Origin of the sequence: Micromonospora sp. NPDC023633 (genome assembly GCF_040640035.1) — a bacterium.
In the GTDB taxonomy this organism is placed as follows: Bacteria; Actinomycetota; Actinomycetes; order Mycobacteriales; family Micromonosporaceae; genus Micromonospora.
Genome location: NZ_JBFABB010000164.1, coordinates 9,178 through 12,289 on the forward strand (window position 1 = coordinate 9,178; position 3,112 = coordinate 12,289).

Genomic DNA, 3,112 nt, shown 5'->3' on the forward strand with positions numbered 1-3,112 from the left:
GCCCGGTCAACCGCCCGGCCCCCGCCCCCCAGCCCGGCCGGGTTTTTTCCCCCTGGCGTTCGGCCCCGTGGGGCGGCCCCCGCGGTGTTCCGGCCCGCCCCGACGCCTTCCGGTGGACCGTGGGCGTGACTACCGGCTGGCCGGTGCATCGGAAACACTGGCCCGATGAGCAGCACGACGCGCCGGTACGCCGCCCTGGCCGGGGTCACCGCAGCGGCGGTGGCGATCGGCTCCGCCGAACTGGTGGCGGTGCTGACCGGCCCCCGTTCGGCGCCGCTGGTGGCTGTCGGAGGGCTCGTGGTCGACACGGTGCCCGAGCCGCTCAAGCAGCTCGGCATCGCCCTCTTCGGCACGTACGACAAGATCGCGCTGCTGGTCGGGACGGGCCTGCTGCTCGCCGCCTTCGCCGCGCTGCTCGGCATGCTGTCGCTGCGCCGGTTGGCGATCGGCCTCGCCGGCATCGCGGCCTTCGCCGCCCTCGGCGTGGCCGCCGCCGTGACCCGGGCCGGCGCCGGCCCCACCGACGCGCTGCCCTCGCTGGTCGGCGCCGGGCTCGGGGCGGCGGTGCTCTGGGCCTTCGTCACCGGCCCGCTCGAGGGGCCCACCCCGCCGGCCGCCGTCGCCGCGCCCCCGCAGCCGTTGGAGCCCAGCGACCCGGCGTCGCGGCGGCGGTTCCTGACCGGGGCCGGCCTGCTGGTCGGCGCGGCCGGGGTGGCCGGGCTCGGCGGTCGCTGGCTCGCCGGCCGGCGGGGGGTGTCGGCGGCCCGGGAGGCGGTCGTGCTGCCCGTGCCGGCGGCGCCCGCTCCGGCGGTGCCGGCCGGGGCGGACCTGTCGCTGACCCAGCTCGCCCCGTACGTCACGCCGAACCTCGGCTTCTACCGGATCGACACCGCGCTGGTGGTGCCCCAGGTGGACCCGGAGACCTGGCGGCTGCGCATCCACGGCCGGGTGCGCAACGAGATCGAGCTGAGCTTCGCCGACCTGCTCGCCCGTCCGATGGTCGAGCGGTACGTCACCCTCGCCTGCGTCTCCAACGAGGTGGGCGGGGACCTCGTCGGCAACGCGCGCTGGCTGGGCGTGCCGATCCGGGAGCTGCTCGACGAGGCCGGGCCGGAGGAGGGCGCCGACCAGGTCGTCGGCCGCTCGGTGGACGGGTGGACCTGCGGCACGCCGACCGCCGTGCTCCGGGACGGGCGGGACGCGCTGCTGGCGGTGGGCATGAACGGCGAGCCGCTGCCGGTGGAGCACGGCTTCCCCGCGCGGATGGTGGTGCCCGGCCTGTACGGGTACGTGTCGGCCTGCAAGTGGGTGACCGAGCTGGAGCTGACCAGCTTCGCGGACTTCGACGCGTACTGGGTGCCGCGCGGCTGGTCGGCGCAGGGGCCGGTGAAGACCCAGTCGCGGATCGACACGCCCCGCCCGCGCAACCGGCTCACCGCCGGCGCCGTGACGGTGGCCGGGGTGGCCTGGGCGCAGCACCGCGGCATCCGCCGCGTCGAGGTACGCGTCGACGACGGGCCGTGGCGCGAGGCGGAGCTGGCCGCGGTGGTCTCGGTGGACACCTGGGTGCAGTGGTCGTGGCGGTGGGACGCCACCCCGGGCGAGCACACCCTCTCCGTCCGGGCGACCGACGTCACCGGGGAGACGCAGACCGGGCGGCGGCAGGCGGTCGCCCCGGACGGCGCCACCGGCTGGCACCGCGTCACCGTGACGGTGCGCTGAGCGCCCTCCCGGGCCTGCGGGAGCGGTGTCCCCGCCCGGGAACGCCGCGACGCCGCGTCCCCCGGCGGGGACGCGGCGTCGGTGTGGTCTTCGAGGGCTGCCGGCTCAGGCGATCTTGCGCTGGGCGGGGACGGTCGACCGGTGCGGCTGGCCCAGGCGGGCCTCCAGGCGAGCCACGTCGACCCGGCTCTGGCGGCGGTCGGCGAGGTCCTCCCAGCCGACGGCGAGCAGCCGCAGCCGCTCCGACTCGCTGAATCCGCCCCACACGCCGTACGGCTCGCGGACGGCCAGGGCGTGGGCGGCGCACTCGGCCCGGACCGGGCAGGCGCGGCAGACGGCCTTGGCGCCGGACTCCCGGCGCAGGCGGGACGAGCCGCGCTCGCCGTCCGGGTGGAAGAACTGCGCGCTGTCCCGGCCCCGGCAGGCACCGAGCCGCTGCCAGTCCCAGAGGTCGACGATGGGTCCGGGCAGTCTGCGTACGTTCGACATCAGCACCCCTCCTCCCGCGCGGCACCGCGCAGATCCTGGTGAATCGGCGTCCGGGCGACGGTCCGCGCAGGCGCGCCGTTTCCGGCCTGGCACCTCCGTACCCGGGCCGTCGCCCGCTCACACACCTTTGATCGAAAACTTCCGGCAACTGGCGGCATATGCCCCACTTGTCGGAAAAGTTCGGGGGATTGCCGGAACCCCCTCGCGACCCGACCCGGTCATGGTCTGCTTCTGGGCGGAGAGGAGACCACTGTGCGTACGGTTCTCGTGTGCGTTCGGACACCGCTCGCGGCGCAGCATCTGGCATCCGCGGCGGCACGGCTCGGGTTGTCCGCCGCGGTGCGGACGGCCGTCTCCGACCCCGAGGTGATGCTGCGACTGGCCGAGCGCCCGGCCGACGTGGTGCTCGCGGACACGGCCCTCACCCGGCCGGACAGCGCGGGCTTCGTCCGGCGGGTGCTCGCCCGCGCGCCGCAGGCCTCCGTGCTGCTGCTCGGCACGGAGGAGTCGGAGGCGGCCGCGGCCACCATCAGCGCGGGTGCCCGGGGCCTCATCCAGGGCGTCGACCACGACCTGACCAGCGCGGTCGCCAAGGCCCTGCTGCTGCTCTCCGCGCCCGGCCGGGCGGCCCGGCGCCCGATCACCGACCCGGCCCGGGACACCGCGGCGGTCGGCGGTCCGGTCCGCACCACCCAGGCCGGCCGGTCGCCGGCCGAGCCGGGTCCCACCTGGTCGACGGCGGCCCCTGACGGCACGGGCGGCGCCCCGACAGTGGTGCCGGCGCAGCGCGGCGACGACCCCGCCGAGCCCGCCGACGAGCCGGCGGAGGCCGCTCGCCGATGGTCGGCTTCCTGCTCGGCTACATCGTCATGATCGCCGTGCAGTGGATCTTCCGGAAGGG

At 76.7% G+C, this 3,112-nt stretch carries 2 protein-coding genes and 1 pseudogene; 2 read left to right on the forward strand and 1 reads right to left on the reverse strand.

Features of this window, described 5'->3' with window-relative positions; translation table 11 throughout:
• Nucleotides 1–165 precede the first annotated feature (165 nt).
• Entirely contained in the window at nt 166–1,722 is a 1,557-nt protein-coding gene (locus AB0G13_RS31200; RefSeq protein WP_357882159.1) for a molybdopterin-dependent oxidoreductase, read from the forward strand.
• Nucleotides 1,723–1,827: 105 nt separating this feature from the next.
• Here AB0G13_RS31200 and AB0G13_RS31205 read toward each other — a convergent pair whose 3' ends face one another.
• Entirely contained in the window at nt 1,828–2,211 is a 384-nt protein-coding gene (locus AB0G13_RS31205; protein ID WP_089003203.1) for a WhiB family transcriptional regulator, read from the reverse strand.
• 252 nt (nt 2,212–2,463) lie between these two features.
• On the opposite strand from AB0G13_RS31205, the pseudogene AB0G13_RS31210 reads away from it, so the two are divergent.
• Nucleotides 2,464–3,036, forward strand: a pseudogene (locus AB0G13_RS31210) (helix-turn-helix transcriptional regulator); the annotation flags it as partial.
• Nucleotides 3,037–3,112: the final 76 nt, after the last annotated feature.

Coding starts and splice junctions, on each gene's coding strand:
- AB0G13_RS31205 (WP_089003203.1), bottom strand. CDS start 2,211: ATGTCGAACGTACGCAGACTGCCCGGACCCATCGTCGACCTCTGGGAC.
- AB0G13_RS31200 (WP_357882159.1), top strand. CDS start 166: ATGAGCAGCACGACGCGCCGGTACGCCGCCCTGGCCGGGGTCACCGCA.